Below are 22,743 nucleotides of genomic sequence, written 5' to 3'. Positions count from 1 at the left end.
TGTTGTACATCTGCCCGTGGACGGTGCCGGAGTTGCCCCCGCAGCGGTTGACCTCCTCGAGGATCACCGAGGCCTCGGTCAGCCCCAGGCCCGAGCCGCCATATTCTTCCGGGATCATCGCCGACAGCCAGCCGGCTTGGGTCATGGAACTAACAAAAGCCTCGGGGAAGCCTTTCTTCTCATCAATCTCGCGCCAATAGGCGCCGTCAAATTCGGTGCACAGGGCACGCACGCCCTCGCGAATGGCTATGAAATTTTCATTGTTTTCGTGATTCATCTCGACTCCCTCAGGATGGCAATCGTGCGGCTGGGCATTCCCAATCGGGTGCGCGTCGCTGCCAGTGCTATTCGAATTCCACTTCCGCTTTCTGGGCGATGCCGGCAGCGTTGCCGGCCCAGAGCTCCGCCTTGCCCGGTCCCAGGATGCGTCCGCTGACCTCGAATGGTTGTGGCGCAATCAGCGGCCTCACCCCGCGGTAGCTGAAACGTCGTAACCGGGCCTGGGGATTGGCACGGCAGAAGGCGCGAAGATTGAGCGTGGCGATCAGCGGACCATGTACCACCAGGCCAGGGTAACCTTCGGTCTCGGTAACGTAGGGCCAGTCGTAATGGATGCGATGCCCGTTGAAGGTCACTGCTGAATAGCGGAACAGCAGTGTCGAGGTGGGGGTGACCATTTCACTCCAATCCCCTCTTGCCGGGAGCTCGCCACCGCCGATCGTGGGCGGGCTCGGCTCACGATAGACGATGTCCTGCTCCTCGCGGATCGCCAAGCGACCGTCCTGGCTGTAGTCGTGCTGTACGGTGACGAACAACAGGGCACCGGATCGGCCAGTCTTCTCCTCGATTCCGGTGATGGTAGAAACGCGCTGGGCTTCGAGGCCTGCGTTCAGCGGCTCGAAAAACTCCACACGGCCGCCTGCCCACATGCGATTGCGGTTGTCCGCAGGTGGGAGAAAGCCGCCACGGGCCGGATGGCCATCCTCGCCTAGGCCGTTTTCCGGCAGCACGTCTTGAAAGAAACACCACTGCCAGAGCGGCGGCAGTGCGCCACCGGGACTCGGCTCGGGATCAGCTAGGGTCGCGGCGATTCGTTTGAGAAGGGACGGGCTTAGCACGTCGCGAGTGGTTCCGGAGCGTCCGAGCCAGGCGGAGGGAGGAATGTTTTTTGACGTCGTCATTGTTGCTCACTTACAACGGCATGCCCGCTGGGTTTAATAGTTTGCATTTCATAAGCTTCCTGCATGTTGTTCTGACTTCTGCACCCCTCTGCTTCAGACTAGGCCGATGCCGTCAGCGTCTGATTGCGAACTCGCGGAGATAATAATCAAGGTTGTCTCGGGGGCTCCTGGCGAGCCCTGCGAAGGTGATGTCGAACTAATAGGCACCGCCTACCCGTGCTTCACTTCGCGCCGAGCCCCTCCTTGGCAATGATTTCCTTCCAGAGTGCATTTTCCTTGGCCAGCATCGGCGCGAAGGAAGGACCATCCAGGACGAACGGCACCATGGCGATATCGGCCAACCGCTCGACCACATCCGGTTGCTGTACCGCGGCCATTGCGGACTTGCCAATCTTGTCGACGATCGCCGGGTCCATGTTGGCTGGGCCGAACAAGGTGAACCAGCCGTCGTTGGCCATCCGCTCGTACCCAAGTTCGCGGAAAGTGGGTACCTCCGGCAGTGCGGGCATGCGCTGGGTACTGGTCACGGCAAGCGGGGTGAGCTTGCCGCCCTTGATCTGCGGCAGCGCACCGACTCCGGACATAAACACGGCGGTCAACTGGCCGCCCAGCAGATCGGTGACCGATGGCGCTTCGCCCCTGTAGGCAATATGGCGGAAGTCCACTTTATTCGCTTCCGCAAACAGCAGACCGTAGAGGTGAGCCGAGGAGGCCATGCCGTAACTGCCATAGGTGTGTTTGGCCGGTTCAGCACGAAGACGCCCGACCAGGTCGTCGACCGTTTTGATGCCGGAATCCGACCGGACGGCCAGCACCAGCGAGAGGCCAACTAGGCGGGCGATAGGGGTGAAATCTTCTACCGGATCGAAGGGTGGCGTGCTTTGGGTATGGGTCGCCTGAACGAGCGGGTTAGCGGTCAGCAACAGGTTATAACCGTCGGGTTTAGAGTTAGCCACTAGGTTGGAACCTACGATGGTTCCGGCGCCCGGGCGGTGCTCGATGATCACAGGTTCGCCAAGATCCTTGGTCATTTTTTCGGCGAGCAGACGTGCCACGGCGTCTGTTCCTCCGCCTGGGGGGAACGGCAGGACGATGCGTATCGGCTTGGTGGGGTATTCGTCCGCGTATAGCGCAGGGGTCGTAGCCAGGGCGGCGACGGCCAAGCACAGGCCTGCACTGAACTGCTGGAGAAAATGTCTAATCATCGGATGGTCCCTTTTGATCGATGGGTTCGGTTTCGTGCAATGCGGAAGTGCCGACAAGTCGTGCGCCCTTCAGTTGACGGTCAGTTCAGGGTGATGCCGGCGTCGTTGATCACCTTGGTCCACACGTCAATGTCCCGGAGCAAGGTCGCCGAAAACGTCTCGCCGCTTTCTTCGCCGACCTGCAGCCCGAGTCCGGTGATGGTCTTGATGACCTCGGGTTTCTCCAGCACCCTTCGGGCTTGTGCCGAAACGGCCTGCAAGACGTCGTCGGGGGTGCCTTGCGGTGCGAACAACCCGAACCAGCCCCACAATTCCATGTTCTTGTACCCGAGTTCGGTGAAGGTCGGAACCTCTGACAGCAAGGGCGAGCGGGTCGCGCCGGTCACGGCCAGGACCTTGAAGCGGCCCGAGTCGAGATGTGCATGGGTGCTGCCGGCATCGAGGAAGGAGGCGCTGAGCCGCCCGGCGAGCGTATCGGTCACCAGCGGTGCCGCGCCTCTGTAGGGAACGTGGCGAAGGTCGAGCTTCGCCTGATCATTGAGCATCTCGCCATGGATATGAGCAGAGGTGCCATTGCCGTAGGAACCGAAGGTGTGCGTATCGGGTTCCTTGCGAACGAGAGCGAGGAAGTCATCGAGGGTCTCGACGCCCAGAGAGGTCGGTACCACCATCAGGTTCTGTGAGCGGGCGATCTCGGCCACCGGCCGGAAGTCGGTCTTCACATCGTAGGGAAGCGAAGGGAACAGCGCCGGGCCTTGGGCCATGGCGGTAATGCCCATGAGAAGGGTATGGCCGTCCGGCTTTGCCTTCGCGGCCAGATTGGTACCGGTGATGCCTCCGGCACCGGGGCGATTCTCGACGACCACCGGCTGGCCCCAGGCCTGAGAGAAATGATCGGCGAAGATGCGGCCCAGGGTGTCGGTTGCGCCGCCTGCAGGGTAGGCGACGACGATTGTCACCGACTTTTTCGGGTAATCCTCGGCCAGTGCCGCCGTACTGCCGAGACTCAGTAGCAGGCTGACCAGGCTGAGCGACAGCCAGCGCCTTGTGCTTGAAACGCGTGCCATGTCATCACCTCATGTTGTTCTTGTAAGGGGCCGGTGGCGAGCTGCGACAGCGCAGGGCGCCGCCGAGACGGCCGTGGCTCGACCGTCCCAAACAGCTTTTCGCAGTGCCGAAGGGGCGGCAATGGCGACAACGACCAAAACCGCTTGCCTAAGATGACAGGCCAATGGCTGTCAGTTTTCGCCAGTCGCTCTGGCGTGGTTGCGCCATTCACCTTGTCTCGGAATTGGTTAGGCTTCTGCCATGGCCGCCGTCGCCAGTGCGCGGCAGGTATCGACAACACCAATAATTCAGGATGCCAAACATGACGGACATCATCAGTGCCATGCCGATCTACGCGGCGGCGCAGGCTGAACAAGCCTTCGTCGACTTCTATCGGCGGTTCACCGTTGCGTGCGAGGGCGACCTTGATCGCCTCGCGGTAGTGGACGATCAAGAGGCCTGGACCCGGCGCGAGCTGATGAGCCTGGCCAACCGCATCGCCAATCGGCTCATCGAGAACGGGTTGGCCAAGGGCGACACCGTCGCGGTTCTGGCGAAGAACTCCAATGTCTACGTGGCGTTGATGGTCGGTACGCTAGCGGCCGGGGGCTGCTTCGTGCCGCTCTCGGGCATGGCCAGCCCCGAAACCATCCGCCTGATGATCGAAGATTGCGACACCCGGTTTCTCTTCGCCGACCCGGAATGCCAGGCGTTGCTGAGCGATCTACCGGGCCCGCTTGGTCTCGTCGAAGGACCCAACCAGGTTTCGCTCGGCGCGCCGAGCGAGGGCTGGCTGGGGCTCGAGCAGTGGCTGGGTTCGGTGAGCGACGGGTCACCCGCGATCGCCATCGGGCCGGACGATGCCTTCAATATCATCTACAGCTCCGGTACCACGGGCGTGCCCAAGGGCATCGTGCACGACCATCGCATGCGTTATCGCAACCTCGACCGCTTCCTCCGGCTCGGTTTTGGCAGCGATACGGTCACGATGATTGCCACCCCGCTTTACTCAAATACCACCATGGTGGCCGCGCTCCCGACCGTGGCGTTTGGTGGCCTGCTGGTGGTCATGGAAAAATTCGAAGCCGGCAAATACCTGGAGCTGGCGCAGCAATATCGGGCGACTCATACCATTCTCGTGCCGGTGCAGTACCAGCGGCTGGTGAGCAGTGCGGACTTCGCGCGCTACGATCTGTCGAGCTTCAAGCTTAAGTTTTCCTCCGGCTCGCCGCTGCGCGCGTCGGTGATCAGCGAGGTCATGGCCCGCTGGCCGGGCAATCTCGTGGAGATCTACGGGATGACCGAGGGTGGGGTGAGCGCCATGCTCAATTGCGCGGCCAATCCCGCCAAATGGGATTCGGTCGGCCAGCCGAGCGAGGGCTGCACCATCCTGCTCATCGATGAGCAGGGCCGGCCGGTTCCCCAGGGCGAGATCGGCGAGATCGTCGGACGGGCCACGGGGATGATGCGTGGCTACTACAAACGCCTGGAAGCCTCGGTCGAAATTCTCTGGCACGACGAGAACGGCGAGGCCTACTACCGCTCGGGCGACATGGGCCGGTTCGATGAGGATGGCTTCCTGTATGTGCTCGATCGCAAGAAAGACATGATCATTTCCGGCGGCTTCAACATCTTCGCCGAGGATCTGGAGCGAACGTTGCTCGCTCACCCGGACGTCGAAGACGCAGCGGTCATCGCTATCCCCAGCGAGCGCTGGGGAGAAACCCCGCTCGGCCTGGTGGTCCGTGCGGCGGGCTCGATGCTCGATGTCGAATCGCTGTTGGCCTGGGCCAACGAGCGGCTTGGCAAGGCGCAACGGTTGGCAGCCATCGAGCTGCGTGCCGAGCTGCCGCGCAACCCTGCCGGCAAGCTGCTGAAGAAAGAGCTGCGGGCACCGTACTGGGCCGCGGCCAGGGGCCAGAAGACCCACCAATCCTACGTGGCCTAGCCAATGGCGGGTCGTTTCCCCGTGTTTGACGAGAGAGTCGAGCGATGACCGTTATCGAGAAGGCCGCGCTGCCGGCCGATTGTGTCCCTGAAGGGTTCGTGCCCTTTCCCAACCCGGCAGGTTTTGTCCGCCACTGCGGCGGGTTCTACATTCACCCGGAGCGCAAGCTCATCGGGGTTCGGATCCTGCCCGAACACCTCAACCCGCTGGGTTTCGCGCACGGTGGTTTTCTCGCCAGCATCGTGGACATGTCGATCGGGCTCGCCTTCAAGCTGGCCAGTGACACGTCGCTGCCGCAGCCGACCATCACACTGAGCATCGACTACCTCAGCCCGGCCCACGCGGGCGCGTGGATCGAGGCACCGGTGGAGATCCACCGACGTGGCCGACGCGTCAGTAATGCCAGCTGCCACCTGATGGATGGCGACAAACTGGTGGCCATCGGGCGCGGCGTGTTCGTCAGCGCCAGCCAGCCTGCCGCGTGACTGAGTGCTCAGGTGCCCACTCGGGCACCTGAGCCGGCCGCGCGCCACACCTGAAACCGGATACTCCGGTTCATCCCCCACTTTTTTATTGAGCGATCGGCCCCGACAACCCTCGTGTTGGGTCCCGTTCAGCTGTCCATTGCTTGCGCAGGTTTAGCAGACCCTGCGTTGAGCAGGGCCTTGCTGAAAAGGCCGATCAAGCTGGCCTGGCGACTCAGGCAATCGCGCCGCTGCGGCGAAGGCTGCTGACCTCGCTCTGGCTGTAGCCTGCTTCGATCAGCACTTCGTCAGTGTGCTCGCCAGGCAAGGGCGCATGACGGTTCACGCTAAATTCGAAACCACTCATCTTCACCGGGCAGGCTGCCTGCACCATCTCGCCATAGTGCGGATGATGCGTGCGAACCACCATGCCGCGGGCTTCCAGCAGCTTGCTCGTGAGCGCCTCCTCCAGCTTGCGCACCGGTGTGACGCAACACTCGACGCCTTCGAACAGGGCGTCCCAATGGGCCTGCGGTTCGCTGCGGAAGAGTTCGGTCAGTTCCGCCCTGACCCGGGCGTTGACCGCCGGGTCCTTGCTGCGGTGCAGTTCGATGAGATCCGTGCGGCCCAGCGTCTGGCACATCAGTGCCCAGAACTTCGCTTCCAGCGCACCCACCGCGACGAAACGGTCGTCGGCGGTGCGGTAGACCGCATAACAGGGCAACCCGCCCGTCAGCGTGTCCTGCCCGGGCGCAAAGGTTCGCCCGTGCTGGTTGTAGCTGGCCAAAGGCATGATCGCGTGAGCGAACACGCCATCGGTCATCGCGATGTCCAAGCAGCGGCCCTGGCCACTGCGGCGGGCATCGAAGAGCGCGGCGAGTATGCCCATTGCCGAGGTCAGGGCACCGCCCATCAGATCGGCCAGTTGCAGGTTGGAGAACCCAGGGGTGTCTCCCTCGCCACCGATCTGATCGGCAACTCCCACCTCGGCGCAGTAGTTCACGTCGTGGCCGGGCAGGTGCCGGTTGGGTCCCTGCTGGCCGAAGCCGCTGATACTGCAGTAAACCAGCCGCGGGTTGAGCTCCCGCAGCGTCTGGTAGCCGATACCCAGGCGATCCGTGGTGCCGGGTCGGAAACTTTCGATGACCACGTCGGCCTCCGCCGCCAGGCGGTAGAACACCTGGCGCGCCTCCTCGTTCTTCAGGTCCAGGCGCAGCCCGCGCTTGTTCCGGTTGACCAGGGCGCGCATGGCGTTATTGGCATAGTCACCAAGCCCGGTGTCTTCGATCTTGATGACGTTGGCACCCAGATCGGCCAGGTGCTGGCTGCAGACCGGTCCCGGCAGCAAGCGTGTCAGGTCTAGCACTGTGATGCCGTCGAGCGGCGGGCTCTGAATCATCTTGTTGGTCCTGTTTGGCTGTTGCGGCAGGCCTTCAGTGTGTAAGCGGTGCAGCGGCGGGCCAATGGCCGCGTTGCGCGCTTGCAGATGGCAGAAAAGATCACATTGGGGGCAGGGGCGCGGTTCATCCGGGATGACATTTTCTGCCAATGCTTGGAACCGTTCTTGCCATTGCTGAACAGCTTGGTCAGGCTCAGCCTTTGGATAAGGCGATGTAGAGCCGGTACCCACGCGGCGACCCCAACCGCATGGGCCGAAAAACAACAACAAAAGAGGGATAAGCGATGGGATCGACGACCAACCGGAGTGCCGACTTCTTCCAGCGGGGCGTGCCCTCGCGTCAGTCGCACCAGCAGGCCGAAGTCATTGCGGTGCCGCTATCGAGGCCGTCGTCTGACGACGATCAGCCCGAAGGCAGCCCCGCGCGCTCCATTCACTGGCCCGAACTCTGCACCTGCGTCGGGCTGATCCTGTTGGGCCTGGCAGTGGCGGCCACGAGCTGGTCCTATGGGATTGGAACCGTCACCCGAATGGGTACCGGCTTCTTTCCGCTGATGCTTGGGCTGATGCTTGCCGGCGTCGGCTCGCTGGTGGCCTGTGAAGTCTGGCGCACCACGCAACGTGACAGGACACCCTTTCCCTTTCGCCCAGCGGTCTGCGTGATCGCCGGCATCCTCTGTTTCGCCCTCAGTGTCGAGAGCCTCGGGCTGGTGCCCGCCGTATTCATGCTGGCTGCGCTGAGCATCATCGGGCGGCCAGGCTTCAACCCGATGCTGATCGTCTGGATCGGCACGGCGATGTCCGCTTTCAGCTGGCTGGTCTTCATCGTCGGGTTCAACCTTCCCCTCGAAGCCGTGCGGGGATGGTGACATGGAGCTGCTTGCCAACCTTGCCCTCGGGCTCGATGTCGCGCTGAGCCCCAGCGCGCTGCTGTACTGCTTCATTGGTGTAACCCTGGGCACCCTCGTCGGAGTGTTGCCTGGGATCGGCCCGATGGCGGCCATCTCGCTCGCACTGCCGATCACCTACCACCTCGATCCGACAAATGCGCTGATCATGCTGGCAGGCATCTTCTACGGGACCCAGTACGGCGGCTCGACAGCCTCCATCCTGCTCAACTTGCCAGGGAGCATCACCTCGGCGGTGACCTGTCTCGACGGCTATCCCATGGCGCAGAGCGGTCGGGCCGGTGTAGCCCTGTTCATCACGGCCATTGCCTCCTTCCTAGGCAGCTCCTTCGCCATCCTGGTGGTGGTGGGCTTCTCGACCACCGTGGCTGAGGCCGCACTGGGGTTCAGTTCGTTCGAGTACTTCAGCATCATGTTGCTGGGGCTCATTGCCGCCTCGACGCTGTCCCAGGGCTCCGCGCTCAAGGGATTATCGATGGTGGTGTTCGGCACGGTGCTGGGGCTGATCGGGACGGATACGACCACCGGCCAGTTTCGGTTCACCTTCGACAGCGTGGTGCTGAGCGATGGCATCAGCCTGGTCGCGTTGGCCATGGGCCTGTTCGGCGTCGCCGAGATCGTCAGCAACATCCTTCGCCCGGCCAGCAGCCAGGGGCCCTTGAAGGTCAAGCTGCGTGAAATGCTGCCGGAGCGAGACGACTGGCGCCGGTTCTGGAAGCCGGCGACCCGCGGCTCGTTGCTGGGCACCGCGATCGGTATCCTGCCGGGCACCGGTGCGACCCTGGCCTCTTTTCTGTCGTACTCGCTGGAGAAGAAGGTCGCGTCCGATCCGTCGCGCTTCGGCAACGGCGCGGTGGAAGGCATCACCGCCCCCGAGGCGGCCAACAACGCGGCCACCCAGTCCGGCTTCATTCCCACGCTCAGCCTCGGTATTCCCGGCGACGCGATCATGGCGCTGCTGCTCGGCGCGATGATGATTCACGGCATCGTGCCGGGACCGACTTTCATCACCGAGCACAGCGGCATGTTCTGGGGGCTGATCATGAGCTTCTGGGTGGGCAACCTGTTGTTGCTGGTTCTGAACATTCCGCTGATCGGGGTGTGGGTCAAGCTGTTGTCGATCCCGTACCACATTCTCTATCCCTGCATCCTGGTGCTGATCTGTATCGGTGTGTACAGCGCGCAGAACAGCACCTTCGACGTGCTGGTGGCACTAGTATTCGGCCTGATCGGCTACGTGATGCAGCAGTACAAGTACCCGGCAGCGCCGCTGCTGCTCGGCTTCGTCCTCGGCCCACTGGTCGAGGAACATCTGCGCCGCGCCATGCTGCTGTCCAATGGCAGCTTCGCCGAGTTCTTCCTGCGGCCGCTGAGTGCGGTGTTCCTGATCGGTACGCTGTTGCTTCTGCTACTGGCCATGCGGCCCTGGCTGACCCGCGTGCTCGGACGGCGGCAGGTGCGAGATGCGAGCGGCGCGGCCTGACAAGGGTCGCCACCTACAACGATAAGAAGCTCGGAGATGATCATGACCCACGAGTCAACGTCTACCAGTCACACCATTGCCATTTTTCAGGTACGGCAGATCCTGCAGGGCGCGCGCCGCCATGGCTATGACGTCGAGCCGCTGCTGATCAGGGCCGGTATTTCCCCCTTATTACTGGATTCCCCGCTTTCCCGCGTCTCGCAGTTGCAATACGCCCGGCTGCTGTCGTTGCTACGTAAGCAGATGCGCGACGAATATGTCGGCCTCTGCAGCCGTCCGGTGAAAATCGGTAGTTTCGCCCGTCTGTGCGAGGATCTGGTCCGCTGTCAGCGGCTGGGCGAGGCCCTGCGCAGCGGGTTTTCATTCAGTCACCTGCTGATCGATGACTTCAGTGCGCGGTTGATCATCGACCGTGGCATGGCGCACGTCCGCATTCGCGCGACAAACGACGCCGACCCGGTTCTGGCCTTTGCCGAACGGATGTTCCTGTTCTTCTCGCTCGGGGTGGCCTCGTGGCTGGTCGGTCGGCGACTGCCCTTGCTGCAGGTGCACTATCGGGGCGCCCCCTGTGGGCGACGCGACGATCTGTACCGGATATTCCAGGCGCCGGTCAGCTTCGAGCATGACTATTTTGGCTACTCGTTCGAATCGCGTTGGCTGGAGCTTCCCGTGGTGCAGCATCCGCTGACGGTCAAAGACTTCGTTCGCCAAGCCCCGGCTACGCTGCTGATCAAGTACCGGGACGAAACCAGCCTGTCGGAGCGCATCCGGCGCCTGCTGCGACGGCATCTCGATCAGGACCTACCCACCCTGGATGAGGTCGGCGAGACGCTGGGCCTGACCCCGCAGACCTTGCGCCGGCGTCTGCGCGACGAAGGCGAGTGCTACCAGTCGCTCAAGGATCGCCTGCGCTGCGATGCGGCTATCGAATACCTCGGCAAGCCTGAACTGTCGCTCGTCGACATCGCCTCCATGGTGGGTTTTTCCGAGCCCAGCACCTTTCATCGAGCTTTCAAGAAATGGACGGGTTTGCCACCCGGCGAATACCGCACCAGCCGTCTGAGCGCCGCCGCGCGCATGGCGGCCATTGCCTGAAATACGCGTCGACTCCCTGGCCGCGGGGGCGCCAGCCTGTCTGGTGCCTTCGCGGCTTTTTTCTGGTTTCGTGGACATGGCGTGGCGAGCTCGTCGATGCCTGTCAGATTCCGCCAATGCTTTCGACCGGGCGTGCCATTGGCGGCGGTGCGCTCAGGTTGCACTCTGACAATCACGAAAGAGCAGGCCGCCGGCCGAATGACAGGAGAACAACAATGAGTAACGTCGTACACGTCGTTGGTGTAGGGATGGTTCCGTTCACCAAGCCGGGGGCAAGCGAGCCCTACCCGGTCATGGGGTGCAAGGCGGCCCAGGCGGCGCTGGCGGATGCGGGCCTGGATTACACCAAGGTGCAGCAGGCCTACGTCAGCTATGTCTACGGTGACTCCACCTCGGGACAGGCAGCGCTCTATGGCGTCGGCCTGTCCGGGATCCCGATCTTCAACCTGAACAACAACTGCTCCAGCGGCTCGAGCGCATTGTTCCTGGCGCGTCAGGCCGTCGCCAGCGGTGCGGTCGAATGTGCCCTCGCGCTCGGCTTCGAGCAGATGACACCGGGTGCGCTGAAGGGCGCGTATGACGACCGCCCCTCGCCGATGCAACGCTTCGCCGATGTGATGACCGCCCACCAGGGCTTCGAGCCTGAAAAACCGCGCGCGGCGCAGTTCTTCGGCGGTGCCGGTCGCGACTACATGGAGCAGTACGGCACCTCGCCGGAAACCTTCGCGCGCATCTCGGTCAAGGCGCGTCAGCATGCGGCGCGCAACCCCTTCGCCGTGTTCCGTCAGACCGTCACGCTGGAAGAGGTGCTCGCCGCGCCGATGATCTTCGATCCGCTGACGCGTCTGCAGTGCTGCCCGCCGACCTGCGGCGCCGCGGCGGCGATCGTCTGCTCCGAGGCATTCGCGCGCAAGCATGGCCTCAATCGCGACGTGATCATCGCAGCGCAAGCCATGGCCACCGACTACCCCAGCACCTTCGAAGAAAACGACATGCGCAAGGTGGTCGGCTTCGACATGAGCCAGTCGGCCGCACAGCAGGTATTCGAGCAGGCCGGCATCGGGCCGGACGAGGTCACCGTCTGCGAACTGCATGACTGCTTCACCGCCAACGAACTCATCACCTACGAGGCCCTAGGCCTGACGCCGCAAGGCACCGCCGAGCAGTTCATCCTCGACGGCCAGAACACCTTTGGCGGCCGCGTGGTGACCAACCCTTCCGGCGGCCTGCTGTCGAAGGGCCACCCGCTGGGTGCCACCGGTCTTGCGCAGTGCGCCGAACTGGTCTGGCAATTGCGCGGCCAGGCCGAGCAGCGGCAGGTCGAAGGCGCGCGGGTCGCCCTGCAGCACAACCTGGGCCTGGGTGGTGCTTGCGTCGTCACGATGTACCAGAAGGCTGCATGAGGATCTCCGCATGATCGATCAGCAATTCATCGGACACGTGCTGCCCAGTTACACCAACGCGGTGGAGCCCGGGCGGCTGAAGTTCTTCGCCAAGGCCATCGGCCAGCGCGACCCCGTGTATCTCGACGAAGCCGCCGCACACGATGCCGGTTACCCCGGCATCCCAGTGCCGCCGACCTTCCTGTTCTGCCTCGAAATGGAAGCGCCGAACCCGGCGGCCGTACGCGAGCTGCTCGGCGTCGACATCGGCAAGGTGCTGCATGGCGAGCAAAGCTTCACCTATCACGCCATGGCCCATGCCGGAGATTGTCTGACCTTCGAGCCGCGAATCGCCGACATCTACGCCAAGAAGGGGGGGGCGTTGGAGTTTGTGGTTCGCGAAACGCGAGTGACCAACCAGCACGGCCAGCGGGTCGCCGACCTGCGCTGTGTCACGGTGGTGCGCAATGGCTGAGGAAACCACGATGACCCAAGCCTCCGTACAGCAGACCGGCATCGGCCAGGCGCTGCCGGGCTTCACCACACCGCCAATCAGTCGTCTGGATCTGGCGCTTTATTGCGGTGCCTCCGCCGACCACAACCCGATCCACGTCGACATCGACTTCGCCCGGGCATCGGGCATGGAAGACGTGTTCGCCCACGGCATGCTGTCGATGGCCTGGCTGGGCCGGGTACTGACCGACTGGGTGCCGCAACGACAGCTGCGCAGCTTCCAGGTGCGCTTCGTGGCGGTTACCCAACTGAAGGATTGCATTCGCTGCGAGGCGACCGTTCGCGAGGTGTTCGAAGAGGATGGGGAGCGCCGTGCGCGCCTCGACCTCCGCACCCTCGACCAGCAGGGCCAGGTCAAGTTGCAGGGCGAAGCAGTCGTCGCGCTCGCCGCCTAGTTATTGAATAAGGACAAGAACAATGAGCAAGTTGCAGGGCAAAGTCGCCATCGTTTCAGGCTCCGGCCGCGGTATCGGTCGGGAAATCGCGCTCAAGCTCGCCAGCGAAGGCGCCCGCGTGGTGGTTAATGACCTCGATGCCGCACCGGCCGAGGAAACCGTCGCGGCCATCCGCGCCAATGGCGGCGAAGCCATCGCCTGCGTCGGCAGCGTCACCGAGGCGGGGTTCGCCGAGCGCTTCGTCAATACTGCCGTCGAAGGCTTCGGCGGGCTCGACATCATCGTCAACAACGCCGGTTACACCTGGGACAACGTCATCCAGAAGATGACCGACGAGCAGTGGGACGCGATCCTCGAGGTGCACCTGACCGCACCGTTCAAGATTCTCCGCGCCGCCTCCGGTTACATCCGCGAGCAGGCCAAGAAGGAAGCCGAGGAAGGCCGCGAGGTGTTCCGCAAGGTGGTCAACATCTCGTCGATCTCCGGCGTGATGGGCAACGCCGGGCAGAGCAACTATGCCGCAGCCAAGGCCGGTGTTATTGGCCTGACCAAGGCGCTGGCCAAGGAGTGGGGCCGCTACAAGGTGAACGTCAACGCGGTGGCCTATGCGCTGATCAAGACCCGCCTGACCGAGGCCACCGACGCCGAGAAGTCGGTCGACATCGAAGGGCGGCAGATCCGGGTCGGCATCAACCCGAAGAACCTGCAGGCCGCCGAGGCGAACATTCCCCTGGGGCGTGCGGGTACGCCGGAGGAAGCGGCAGGGGCCGTATATCTGTTCTGCATCCCTGAATCGAACTACGTCAGTGGCCAGTCGCTCATCTGCGGCGGCGGGCGTCCCTGAAGGAGCTGGCCATGCAACCGCGTGCGAGCTGGATGGACAGCGACCTGGAGATTTTCCAGGACTCGATTCGCAAGATCTTCGAGCGCGAACTTGCGCCTTTGGAAGAGCGCTGGATCGAAAACAAGATGGCCGACCGCGGCATCTGGAACCGGCTCGGAGGATACGGCTTGCTTTGCGCGGGCATTCCGGAGGAGTACGGCGGCGCGGGCGGGACCTTCGCCCACGAAGCGCTGATCGCCCAGGAGCAGGCCCGGGCGATGATCAGCAGCTACAGCATCAACGTCCACAGCGGCATCGTGGCGCACTACCTGTTGAACTATGGCGACGAGGCACAACGGCAACGCTGGCTGCCAGCCATGGCCACCGGCGAATGTGTCGCGGCGATCGCCATGAGCGAACCGGGCACCGGCTCCGACCTGCAGGCCGTACGCACCATGGCTCGTCGCGACGGTGACGAGTACGTGATCAATGGCTCGAAAACCTTCATTACCAACGGCGTGCATGCCGATCTGGTGTGCCTGGTGGCCAAGACCGACAGCCACGGCGCGGGCGCCAAGGCCGTGTCGCTGATCATGGTCGAAACCCGTGATCTCCCGGGCTTCCGACGTGGCCGTACGCTCGACAAGCTCGGGCAACGGGGCCAGGACACCGCCGAGCTGTTTTTCGATGACGTGCGGGTGCCGGCCGACAATCTGCTCGGCGGCGTCGAAGGCATGGGCTTTGCCCAGCTGATGCAGCAGTTGCCGCGCGAGCGGATGCTCATTGCCATCGCCGCCGTGGCCACCATGGAGCGGGCCATCGCCGAAACGCTGGCCTACGTCAAGGAACGCAAGGTGTTCGGCAAGCGGTTGATGGACATGCAGAACACCCGCTTCAAGCTCGCCGAGTGTCAGACCCAGGCCTCCATCGCCCGGGTGTTCGTCGACGACTGCGTACAGCGCGTGCTGGACGATCGGCTGGATGTCCCGACCGCTGCCATGGCCAAGTGGTGGACCACCCACGTGCAGTGTCAGATCGTCGATGAATGCCTGCAGCTGCATGGCGGCTACGGCTTCATGCTCGAGTACCCCATCGCCCGCCTGTATGCCGACGTGCGTGGCACGCGCATCTACGGCGGCTCCAACGAAATCATGAAAGAGATCATTGCCCGCGGCATGGACTGACGGGCATCCGTGGAATAACAACAATAATTCGGGAGAGCGCCATGTCTGCTCACCAGCAATTCTGGCCCCGTGGCCTGCCGGCTACGCTGCATGCTCCGCTGACCACCCTGCCGCAGAATCTGGCGGTTTCCGCGGCCCGCTATCCGGAGCGCGCCGCGGTGATCTTCTACGATGGCGTACTCACCTACGCCGAGCTGTCGCGGCAGGTGCTGGCCATGGCCGGCTACCTGCAACAGCGCTGCGGCGTCGCGCGGGGCGATCGGGTCCTGCTGGTCAGCCAGAACTGTCCGCAGTTCGTGGTGGCCTATCACGCCATCATGCAGATTGGCGCCATTGCGGTGCCGGTCAACGCCATGTGCATCGCGAACGAACTCGACTATCTGGCCAGTGACAGCGGCGCCCACGTGGCCTTCGCCGCCAGTGAGCTGCTCGAATGTGCGCTGCCGTGCCTCGCGTCGGGGCGGCTGCGGCAGGTGATCGTGCACCGGTATGCCGAGTACGTGGGGCCCGAAACCGACCTGGAGCTGCCCGAGTGGATATGTGCCGCGGAAGCCGAGGTGCCTGCGAAGGTGGGAATCACGCTCTGGCGTGAGGCATTGGCCGCCAACCTGGCTGCCGAGCCGGTGGCAACCGATTACGACGACCCCTGCCTGCTGCCCTACACCTCCGGCACCACCGGCAAGCCCAAGGGCTGCATTCATACCCACCGGACCGTCAACGCCGCGGTGCATGGCTCGGTGCTGTGGCGCAAGCTGCATGCCGAAACGGTGTTCCTCGGCGTGGCGCCGATGTTCCACCTGCTGGGCATGCAGAACTGCATGAACCTGCCGGTGTATCTGGGCGCCACCGTGGTCATGCTGCCGCGCTGGAATCGCGACGTCGCCGCCGTGCTGATCGAGCGCTACCGCGTCAGCGCCTGGTCGGCGCCGCCGGCCATGCTGGTGAACTTCTTTTCCAACCCGGCGCTGGAAGGCCGCGACCTGTCCAGCCTGGCCCTGCTCTGGGGGGGCGGCGCGGCAATGCCCGAGGCGGTCGCCGGCATGCTCCGGGAGCGCTTCGGCATCAGCTACAACGAGTCGTACGGGCTGACCGAAACCGCTGCATTCCTGCACGCCAACCCGGTCGAGCACGGCAAGCGGCAGTGCCTGGGGATCCCAACGTTCGGGGTGGACTCGCGCATTGTCGATCCCGAGACGCTCGAGGAGCTGCCGCGCGGTGAGGTGGGTGAGCTGATCACCAGCGCCGAGCAGCTGATGAAGGGCTACTGGCAGAACGAGCGCGCCAATGCCGAAGCTTTCATCAAGCTCGATGGCAAACGCTTCTTCCGCACCGGCGACCTCGCCTACATCGACGAGGATGGCTACTTTTTCATGCGCGATCGTCTCAAGCGAATAATCAGCGTATCCGGCTACAAGGTCTGGCCGGCAGAAGTGGAAAGCGCCCTCTATCACCACGAGGCGATTCTGGAAGCCTGTGTGATCTCGGTCGCGGATGCCCAGCAAGGGGAGATGGTGAAGGCCGTGGTGGTGCTGCGTCCCGAGTATCGGGGGCACGTCTCGGAGGCCGACATCATCGCCTGGGCGCGCCAGCACATGGCGGTCTACAAGGCACCGCGTGTGGTGGCCTTCGTCGACGAGCTGGTCAAGTCGAGCACCGGCAAGATTCTCTGGCGCGAACTCCAGGAGGCCGAGCGGCTGCACGCCGTGGCGTCCTGACTTTACATTGGCCGGCCGCAGGGTCGGCCTTCGAGGAAATCCAATGCATAACAATCATTCCTCTCTGTCTGCGCGGTTCGACTTCACGGGTCGCGTGGTGTTCGTTGCCGGTGGCAGCAGCGGGATCAATCTGGCAATTGCCGAGGCCTTCGGTGCCCAGGGCGCCCGGCTGGCCATCATCAGCCGCAATGAAGACCGTGTCGCCACGGCGGTCAGCCAGCTGCAGGCGCGCGGCTTCGAAGCGTTCGGGCAGGCCGCCGATGTGCGTGACCCTCAGGCCCTGACCCAGGCATTCGAGGCCACCACGGCGCGTTTCGGCGCCATCGACGTGCTGATTTCCGGCGCCGCGGGCAACTTCGTGGCCCCGGCCACCGGCATGTCCACCAATGCCTTCAAGACGGTGGTCGATATCGATCTGCTCGGCACCTTCAATGTGCTGCGCCTGGCTTACCCGCACTTGCGCAAGCCCGGGGCGGCCGTGCTCAACATCTCCGCGCCGCAGGCGTTCAACCCTACGCGCTACCAGGCCCACGTGTGCGCCGCCAAGGCAGGCGTCGACATGCTCACCCGGGTGCTGGCGATGGAGTGGGGGCCCGATGGCATCCGCGTCAATTCACTGGTGCCCGGCCCCATCGGCGACACCGAGGGCGTGCGCCGCCTGGCACCCAGCGATGAAGCGCTGGCAGCCATGCAGGCGAGCATTCCGCTGGGCCGCTTCGGGCTCAAGCAGGACGTGGCCGATATGGCGCTGATGCTCTGTTCCGATCTGGCCGGCTTCGTCACCGGCGCGGTGCTTCCGGTCGATGGCGGCAGCTCGCTCGCCGGCGGCCGCGACCTGAGCGGCGCACTGCGTCCGCAGCAAACTTCCTGAGGGCAACGGCATGAACAAGACGCTACTGATTGAACGGCGGGGCGCGGTTCTTCACCTGTCGCTGAACCGACCCGACAAGCGCAACGCCATGGACCTGGACATGCGCGATGAACTCGCTGCGGCGATCCAGGCGATCAGAGATGACCGCTCGATTCATGCGGTGCTGCTCAGCGGCCAGGGCGGCGCCTTCTGCGCTGGTGGCGACCTGCGGGGTATCAGCTCGGCCGGGCTGGACACCGAAGGCTGGCGCACGCGGATGCAGGAAACCCACCGCTGGCTGCGCGACTTGCTCACGCTCGACCGCCCGGTGGTTGCCGCCGTGGAGGGCGTGGCGTACGGCGCGGGCTTCAGCCTGGCGCTGGCTGCAGATTTCGTGGTAGCCGCGCCGTCGGCACGCTTCTGCATGTCGTTCGGCAAGGTCGGCGTGGTGCCCGACCTCGGCGCGCTCTACACGCTGCCGCGGATCGTCGGGGTGCACAAGGCACGGGAGCTGATGCTTTCTGCCCGCGAGATCGATGCACGCGAAGCCGAAAACCTCGGCATCGCCTATGAAATCCAGCCGGCCGAACATCTGCTCGAGCGCGCGCACCTGCTCGCCGAGCGCCTGGCGGGGTCATCGCCGGCCACCGCCAGCCTGATCAAGCGCGGCCTGGACATGAGCCTGTCGAGCAGCCTGGACAGCATGCTGGACTTCGAAGCGGCGGCCCAGGCGATAGCCTTTTCCACCGATTACTACCGGATCGCCGTGGGTCGTTTCATCGAGAAAAAGCCGGCGCTGTTCCAGTGGCCGGCGCGCGAGGTGCGCATGATCGCGAAGCCGCAAGCCGATTATCAGAGGGAGGGTGCCCAGCATGGCTGAGAGCAAAGGGGGCGTTCAGGCCCAGTACCAGGCCGCGCTCGACCGCGGCGAGTTCCTGATTCAGTGCTGCGGTGCCTGCACGCGAGCGGTGTTTTTCCCGCGCGAGCTGTGCCCGCACTGTGGTGCGCCCGACCCGCAATGGCAGGCGCCTAGCGGCCGCGGTGTGGTGTACGCCACCACAGTCGTGCGGCGCAAGCCTGAGGCCGGCGGCAATTACAACATCGCCCTGGTGGATCTGGAGGAAGGCGTGCGAGTGATGAGTCGGATCGAAGGTCTGGCGGCCGAGGATGTGCGCATCGGGTTGCCCGTGCAGGCGTATGTGGAGATCAACGGGGGCACTGGCAAACTGCTGTTCACCTTGTCGGACAAGGAGGCGTCCAATGAGTATGCATGAGCTTCGCGGTCAGTTCGCGATTGCCGGCGTCGGCACCTTCGGTTGCGGGATCGCCGAGGGCTATACCGACATGGAGCTGCTCGCCCGCGCCGCGCAGCAGGCGGTGGCCGATGCCGGCCTGACTATGCGCGACATCGACGGTCTGTGCACAGCCAGTGCCTCGGCCACGATGTGGTCGATGCCGGTGGTGGAATACCTCGGCATTCGTCCGACCTTTCTCGACGGCAGCATGATCGGAGGCTCGAGCTTCATCGCCCACCTGCTGCCTGCGATGCTGGCCCTGCAGGCCGGCCAGTGCAACGCGGTACTGGTCTGTTACGGCAGTGCCCAGCGCAGCGCGACCTTTGGCCGGAGGGAAGTTGTCGCCAGCCGGCGTTTCCTCGATCCGCAGCCCTACGAAATGCCCTACGAACCCATGCTGCCGCTCTCGGCCTACGCCCTGGCAGCGTCCCGGCACATGTACGAATTCGGCACCACCCGTGAGCAGCTTGCCGAGGTGGCGGTCGCCGCGCGGGCCTGGGCGCGGCTGAATCCGGAAGCCTTCTCGCGCGATCCACTGACGATCGACGATGTGCTGAACGCCAAGCCCATTTCCGACCCGCTTACCGTGCGCGACTGCTGCCTGGTGACTGACGGTGGCGGCGCCTACGTGCTGGTGCGTGCCGATCGTGCCCGCGATCTGGCGAAGAAGCCGGTCTATGTGCTCGGCAACGGGACGGCGGTCTGGAACCGGCAGATTTCCTCTATGGAAGACCTGACGGTCACCGCCGCGAGGGATTCGGGCCGTGCGGCCTTCGCCATGGCCGGCCTGGGCCCGGCGGACATTCAGGTGGCACAGCTGTACGACGCCTTCACCATCAATACGCTGCTGTTCCTGGAGGACCTGGGCTTCTGCGCCAAGGGCGAGGCCGGCGCCTTCGTGGAGAACGGTGGAATCGCACCCGGTGGGCGGCTGCCGGTGAATACCAACGGCGGCGGCCTGTCCTGGGGCCACCCCGGCATGTACGGCATCTTCGCGCTGATCGAGGCCGTGCGACAGCTGCGCGGTGAATGCGGCCAGCGCCAGGTGGGCGCCGACACTGCCGTGGTTCACGGTAACGGCGGCACCTTGTCGAGCCAATCCACCGCGCTGCTCGGCACCGCGGCCACGCTCTGACGGACTGACTGAAGGGGAACACCATGATTCGTGACACGGAAATTCTGGACTCGCTGCTGGACACCGTCCGCCGCTTCGTCCGCGAGCGCCTGGTACCCAATGAGCAGTTGGTGGCCGAAACCGACAAGATCCCGGCCGACATCATAAGCGACATGAAGGCCATCGGCCTGTTCGGCTTGACCGTGCCGGAGGAGTACGGCGGTCTTGGGCTGACCATGGAAGAAGAGGCACTGGTGATGATCGAGATGGGCAAGACCTCGCCGGCCTTTCGCTCGATCTTCGGTACCACGGTGGGCATCGGCTCGCAGGGCATACTCATGGATGGCACCGAAGAGCAGAAGGCCCGTTATCTGCCGCTGCTCGCCACCGGCGAACTCATCGCATCCTTCGCGCTGACAGAGCCCGGCTCCGGCTCGGATGCCGCGTCGCTGCGGACCACCGCCGTGCGTGACGGCGACCACTACGTGATCAACGGCACCAAGCGCTTCATCACCAACGCGCCCTATGCCGGGCTGTTTACCCTCATGGCTCGCACCGACCCGGGCAGCAAGGGCGCGGCCGGTATCAGCGCGCTCATCGTCGAGGCAGGCACGCCTGGCCTGAGCCTGGGCCAGCCCGACAAGAAGATGGGCCAGAAAGGCGCGCACACCTGCGATGTGATCTTCGACAATTGCCGGGTTCCGGCCGAAAACATCATCGGCGGGCGCGAGGGCCTAGGCTTCAAAACGGCGATGAAGGTGCTCGATAAGGGGCGCATCCACATCGGCGCTTTCTGCGTCGGGGTGACCGAACGCATGCTCGACGACGCCTTGCATTATGCGATGGAGCGTGAGCAGTTCGGCCAACCGATCGCCGAGTTCCAGCTGGTGCAGGCCATGCTGGCCGACAGCAAGGCCGAAGCCTATGCCGCACGCTGCATGGCGCTGGACGCTGCGCGTCGACGTGATGCCGGTGAGAACGTCACCACCGAGGCCGCCTGCGTCAAGATGTTCGCCTCGGAAATCTGTGGCCGAGTGGCCGACCGCGCCGTGCAGATATTCGGCGGTGCCGGCTACATGGCCGAATATGGCATCGAGCGGTTCTATCGCGACGTCCGGCTTTTCCGCATCTACGAAGGTTCGACGCAGATCCAGCAGATCATCATTGGCCGCAACATGGTCAGAGATGCCAGCTAAACGCTAAACGAAGGCCCGGCCCGGGCCTTCGCGCTGGTGATTACCTCCTTTCTTAGCAGCCGCCTGAGCGCTTGTTCGGGCGGCTTTCGTGCACCTGCAGATTCTTTCGATCCGCCTCAAGCAGCATTCCCGACCTGTCCGCTTTGGCCATTGTAGATCAGGCAGTTGCGCCATTGGCGCGACCTCGTCCCGCTCGAATAATCGGTCAGGCGATGCGACACGCTCGCTTGGCGAACCCATTACAAGAACAAAAAAGGACACCAGCATGAACCAGTCTCGCAAGAGCCGGCTGTATTCCGGAACCCTTTGTCCTCTCGCCCTGGTGGTGGGGACGTCTATCGTTCCGATGAGCGCATCGGCAGCTTTCATCGAAGACAGCAAGGGAAGCCTCGTCCTGCGCAACTTCTACATCAATCGCGACTTTCGCCACGACACCGCGACCCAGTCCAAGGCCGAGGAGTGGGCGCAGGGCTTCATGCTCAACATCGAATCGGGCTACACCGAAGGTCCGGTCGGCTTCGGCCTCGACGCGCTGGGCCTGTTGGGCATCAAGCTGGACTCCAGCGCAGCCCGCAGCAACAGCGGCACCCTGCCGTTCAACCCCGTTACTCGTGAGCCGGTGGACGACTTCAGCAACTTCGGGCTGACCGGCAAGATGCGCTTCAGCGATACCACACTGCACGTCGGCACCCTGCAACCCATGATGCCGCTGGTGTTCCGCAATCTCACCCGGCTGCTGCCCACTACCTACCGCGGGGCGTTGCTGCGCTCACAGGAAATCAAGGGGCTGGACCTGACGTTGATGCGGCTGTCGAACGTCTCGGCCCGTGATTCATCCGGCTACGACGACATCACAATTGCCGGTCGGCCGGCCAGCACCGCCGGGGACCACTTTGACGTGGCGGCCGTCGACTACGCCTGGACCGACGCGCTGAAAATCTCCTACCACTACGGTGAACTCAAGGATGTCTACAGCCAGCACTACGCTGCCGTCTCCCATGTGCTGCCGCTGACCGAAAAACTCAGCCTGGATACCAACTTCCGTTATTTCGGTGCATCGGATGCCGGCCAGGCGCTCGCCGGTGAGATCGACAACCAGACCTGGAGTGTCCGTTTTGGCCTGGCCTACACCGGCCATAAAGTCACCCTGGGCTATCAGGAGCAGAGCGGCCACTCGGGCATGCCGTTCCAGGCCGGCACCGACCCCTACACTGTTACGGCCAGTACCTATCAGGTTTTCATTCGCCCCGAGGAAACCTCCTGGCAGCTTCGCTACGACCTTAACTTCGCCGCTTACGGCGTACCGGGGCTGACGCTGATGGCAAGGCATACCGTCGGTTCCAATATCGAACGCGGCGCGGGGCTGGAAGATGACCGCGAGTGGGAGCGAAACATTGATCTGGGCTACGTCGTTCAGGACGGGGCGCTCAAGGGCTTCGGCGTGCTACTGCGCAATGTCATGTACCGCAGCCACTATGCGACCGACGTCGATGAGAACCGCGTCTTGCTCACCTACACCATGAACCTTTGGTAAACCCGCGGGGCG

The 22,743-nt window shown here is 63.8% G+C and carries 22 protein-coding genes; 17 read left to right on the top strand and 5 right to left on the bottom strand.

Annotation, left to right across the window (positions count from 1 at the left end):
* The 4 genes from ACFOMF_RS16420 to ACFOMF_RS16405 form a co-directional block, all read right to left on the bottom strand.
* A partial coding sequence (locus ACFOMF_RS16420) for an acyl-CoA dehydrogenase family protein (protein WP_386366841.1) occupies positions 1-277 on the bottom strand: 277 nt, incomplete at its 3' end.
* 67 nt (positions 278-344) lie between these two features.
* Positions 345-1,181 (bottom strand): FAS1-like dehydratase domain-containing protein, encoded by an 837-nt coding sequence (locus ACFOMF_RS16415; RefSeq protein WP_386366838.1) that lies wholly within the window; start codon positions 1,179-1,181, stop codon positions 345-347.
* Between the two features lie 221 nt (positions 1,182-1,402).
* Positions 1,403-2,236: a tripartite tricarboxylate transporter substrate binding protein gene (locus tag ACFOMF_RS16410; RefSeq protein WP_386366836.1), complete on the bottom strand. Its 834-nt coding sequence runs from the start codon at positions 2,234-2,236 to the stop codon at positions 1,403-1,405.
* Between the two features lie 230 nt (positions 2,237-2,466).
* A complete protein-coding gene (locus tag ACFOMF_RS16405; protein WP_386366834.1) occupies positions 2,467-3,453 on the bottom strand; it encodes a Bug family tripartite tricarboxylate transporter substrate binding protein in 987 nt (328 codons plus the stop codon).
* Between the two features lie 302 nt (positions 3,454-3,755).
* On the opposite strand from ACFOMF_RS16405, the gene ACFOMF_RS16400 reads away from it, so the two are divergent.
* Together ACFOMF_RS16400 and ACFOMF_RS16395 are read left to right on the top strand one after the other, a co-directional pair.
* Complete coding sequence (locus ACFOMF_RS16400; RefSeq protein WP_386366832.1) at positions 3,756-5,381, top strand: class I adenylate-forming enzyme family protein; 1,626 nt, start codon at positions 3,756-3,758, stop codon at positions 5,379-5,381.
* 44 nt (positions 5,382-5,425) lie between these two features.
* On the top strand, positions 5,426-5,866 hold the full coding sequence (locus tag ACFOMF_RS16395; protein ID WP_386366830.1) for a PaaI family thioesterase: 441 nt from the start codon (positions 5,426-5,428) through the stop codon (positions 5,864-5,866).
* A gap of 214 nt (positions 5,867-6,080) precedes the next feature.
* Here ACFOMF_RS16395 and ACFOMF_RS16390 read toward each other — a convergent pair whose 3' ends face one another.
* Positions 6,081-7,244: a CaiB/BaiF CoA transferase family protein gene (locus tag ACFOMF_RS16390; protein WP_386366828.1), complete on the bottom strand. Its 1,164-nt coding sequence runs from the start codon at positions 7,242-7,244 to the stop codon at positions 6,081-6,083.
* A 284-nt stretch (positions 7,245-7,528) separates the two neighbouring features.
* Here ACFOMF_RS16390 and ACFOMF_RS16385 point away from each other — a divergent pair, with 284 nt between their 5' ends.
* The 15 genes from ACFOMF_RS16385 (at position 7,529) to ACFOMF_RS16315 (ending at position 22,731) form a co-directional block, all read left to right on the top strand.
* The gene (locus ACFOMF_RS16385) at positions 7,529-8,113 is read left to right on the top strand and encodes a tripartite tricarboxylate transporter TctB family protein (protein ID WP_386366827.1); all 585 of its coding nucleotides are present in this window, start codon (positions 7,529-7,531) and stop codon (positions 8,111-8,113) included.
* A 1-nt stretch (position 8,114) separates the two neighbouring features.
* Positions 8,115-9,635 (top strand): tripartite tricarboxylate transporter permease, encoded by a 1,521-nt coding sequence (locus tag ACFOMF_RS16380; RefSeq protein ID WP_386366825.1) that lies wholly within the window; start codon positions 8,115-8,117, stop codon positions 9,633-9,635.
* A gap of 42 nt (positions 9,636-9,677) precedes the next feature.
* Positions 9,678-10,730 carry an AraC family transcriptional regulator gene (locus ACFOMF_RS16375; RefSeq protein ID WP_386366823.1) on the top strand — a complete coding sequence of 351 codons (1,053 nt, stop codon included), beginning with the start codon at positions 9,678-9,680 and terminating at the stop codon, positions 10,728-10,730.
* A gap of 215 nt (positions 10,731-10,945) precedes the next feature.
* A complete protein-coding gene (locus ACFOMF_RS16370; RefSeq protein WP_386366821.1) occupies positions 10,946-12,133 on the top strand; it encodes a lipid-transfer protein in 1,188 nt (395 codons plus the stop codon).
* A gap of 10 nt (positions 12,134-12,143) precedes the next feature.
* Positions 12,144-12,587, top strand: a complete 444-nt coding sequence (locus ACFOMF_RS16365; protein WP_386366819.1) for a MaoC family dehydratase N-terminal domain-containing protein — start codon at positions 12,144-12,146, stop codon at positions 12,585-12,587.
* Between the two features lie 10 nt (positions 12,588-12,597).
* A complete protein-coding gene (locus ACFOMF_RS16360; RefSeq protein ID WP_386366817.1) occupies positions 12,598-13,020 on the top strand; it encodes a MaoC family dehydratase in 423 nt (140 codons plus the stop codon).
* Positions 13,021-13,042: 22 nt separating this feature from the next.
* A complete protein-coding gene (locus ACFOMF_RS16355) occupies positions 13,043-13,864 on the top strand; it encodes an SDR family NAD(P)-dependent oxidoreductase (protein ID WP_386366816.1) in 822 nt (273 codons plus the stop codon).
* A gap of 11 nt (positions 13,865-13,875) precedes the next feature.
* Positions 13,876-15,027 carry an acyl-CoA dehydrogenase family protein gene (locus tag ACFOMF_RS16350; protein WP_386366814.1) on the top strand — a complete coding sequence of 384 codons (1,152 nt, stop codon included), beginning with the start codon at positions 13,876-13,878 and terminating at the stop codon, positions 15,025-15,027.
* Positions 15,028-15,068: 41 nt separating this feature from the next.
* On the top strand, positions 15,069-16,742 hold the full coding sequence (locus ACFOMF_RS16345) for a long-chain-fatty-acid--CoA ligase (protein WP_386366813.1): 1,674 nt from the start codon (positions 15,069-15,071) through the stop codon (positions 16,740-16,742).
* Between the two features lie 43 nt (positions 16,743-16,785).
* On the top strand, positions 16,786-17,613 hold the full coding sequence (locus ACFOMF_RS16340) for an SDR family oxidoreductase (protein WP_386366811.1): 828 nt from the start codon (positions 16,786-16,788) through the stop codon (positions 17,611-17,613).
* A 10-nt stretch (positions 17,614-17,623) separates the two neighbouring features.
* Positions 17,624-18,472, top strand: a complete 849-nt coding sequence (locus ACFOMF_RS16335; protein ID WP_386366810.1) for an enoyl-CoA hydratase/isomerase family protein — start codon at positions 17,624-17,626, stop codon at positions 18,470-18,472.
* The gene (locus ACFOMF_RS16330; protein ID WP_386366808.1) at positions 18,465-18,866 is read left to right on the top strand and encodes a Zn-ribbon domain-containing OB-fold protein; all 402 of its coding nucleotides are present in this window, start codon (positions 18,465-18,467) and stop codon (positions 18,864-18,866) included. The genes ACFOMF_RS16335 and ACFOMF_RS16330 overlap by 8 nt, the downstream gene beginning before the upstream one ends.
* Complete coding sequence (locus ACFOMF_RS16325; RefSeq protein WP_386366806.1) at positions 18,853-20,022, top strand: thiolase; 1,170 nt, start codon at positions 18,853-18,855, stop codon at positions 20,020-20,022. The genes ACFOMF_RS16330 and ACFOMF_RS16325 overlap by 14 nt, the downstream gene beginning before the upstream one ends.
* Before the next feature lie 23 nt (positions 20,023-20,045).
* A complete protein-coding gene (locus ACFOMF_RS16320) occupies positions 20,046-21,197 on the top strand; it encodes an acyl-CoA dehydrogenase family protein (protein ID WP_386366805.1) in 1,152 nt (383 codons plus the stop codon).
* A gap of 265 nt (positions 21,198-21,462) precedes the next feature.
* On the top strand, positions 21,463-22,731 hold the full coding sequence (locus ACFOMF_RS16315; protein WP_386366803.1) for an OprD family porin: 1,269 nt from the start codon (positions 21,463-21,465) through the stop codon (positions 22,729-22,731).
* Positions 22,732-22,743 lie beyond the last annotated feature (12 nt).

It is taken from the genome of Stutzerimonas tarimensis (assembly GCF_042648805.1).
GTDB lineage: Bacteria > Pseudomonadota > Gammaproteobacteria > Pseudomonadales > Pseudomonadaceae > Azomonas > Azomonas tarimensis.
Note: the sequence above shows the minus strand (reverse complement) of the source record. Positions and strands in the feature narration are given on the sequence as shown.